Genomic DNA, 1,643 nt, shown 5'->3' on the forward strand with positions numbered 1-1,643 from the left:
ATGACAAGCCGGTGGTGACGAGCGGGCCGAACCCGCGGGTCGGCGGGACAGGCGAGGTGACCGAGGACGGCCCGGCGGCCTTTGCGGCGGGCGGCACGGTGACCGTCGGCAACGTGCATCACACAGGGCACGAGATGACGGCCAGCGGCACGCTGACGGCAACCGACGTGGACGACGTGCAGGGCGATCTGAGCTGGCACCTCGTCGGCAGCGGTCAGGGCAGTTACGGCACGCTCACGCTTGATCCCGCTTCCGGCGACTGGACCTACACATTGGACAACGCAAGCCATGCGGTGCAGGCGCTCGCCGCCGGGGATGTCAAGAAGGACATGTTCCAGGTCGAGGTGAGCGACGGCCATGGCGGAACGATGCGGACCTATCTKGTCGCCAACGTCGAGGGCACCAACGATGCCCCGGCGATCTCGGTCGCGCCGGGGGATCGCGACACGGGCGCCGTGACGGAGGATGCGAGCCGGACCACGGTCTCGGGGTCGCTCAGCGTGACGGATGTCGACATGACCAGTGCGCGGGTCGCCGCGCTGCAGACGGCGGCGCCGGAGACCTGGTCGGTGGGCTCCACCACCGCCCCGCAGCCCGGAACGGGCCAGAGCGGCGTGCCCCTGGAGCACCTTCCCGATCACGAGAGCGGCACCTACGGGACGTTGAGCGTGGACCAGCAGGGGCACTGGACCTACACGCTCGACAACACGCGGCCGGCAACGCAGGCGCTGACCGCGGGCCAGGCCGCGCAGGAAACCTTCGAGGTCCGCGTCACCGACGACCACTTCGCCACGACGACGCATACGGTGACGATCGATGTGACCGGGGCGGGCGAGGGCGCGGTGATTGGCGGGGTGGACACGGGGCAGGTGACCGAGGATGTGGGGGTGACGGGCGGTCATCTGACTGCGGACGGGCAGCTGACGGTGACGGACGGCGACCCGGGCGAAGCGGCCTTCGTGCCGGTGACCGGTGCTGCGGGGGCCTACGGGACCTTCACGCTGGATGCGCAGGGTCACTGGACCTACACGGCGGACAATGCGCAGGCGGCGATCCAGGGGCTGAACCCCTCCAGCCCGCCGCTGACGGACCGGCTGACGGTGACGAGCCTGGACGGGACGACGCATGACATCACGGTGCGCATCGCGGGCACCGATGACAAGCCGGTGGTGACGAGCGGGCCGAACCCGCGGGTCGGCGGGACAGGCGAGGTGACCGAGGACGGCCCGGCGGCCTTTGCGGCGGGCGGCACGGTGACCGTCGGCAACGTGCATCACACAGGGCACGAGATGACGGCCAGCGGCACGCTGACGGCAACCGACGTGGACGACGTGCAGGGCGATCTGAGCTGGCACCTCGTCGGCAGCGSKCAGGGCACCTACGGCACGCTCACGCTYGATCCCGCTTCCGGCGACTGGACCTAYAGGCTCGACAACGCCAGCCATGCGGTGCAGGCGCTCGCCGCCGGGGATGTCAAGAAGGACATGTTCCARGTCGAGGTGAGCGACGGCCATGGCGGAACGATGCGGACCTATCTKGTCGCCAACGTCGAGGGCACCAACGATGCCCCGGCGATCTCGGTCGCGCCGGGGGATCGCGACACGGGCGCCGTGACGGAGGATGCGAGCCGGACCACGGTCTCG

Annotated in this window: 1 protein-coding gene; it reads left to right on the forward strand. The window is 70.2% G+C overall.

Annotated elements, in window-relative coordinates:
* Positions 1–1,643 (forward strand): VCBS domain-containing protein (locus tag AC1DVR_RS23310; RefSeq protein WP_478003009.1); only part of this gene is annotated, 1,643 nt, incomplete at both ends.

Source organism: Rhodobacter sp. P2_H5, assembly GCF_056403335.1.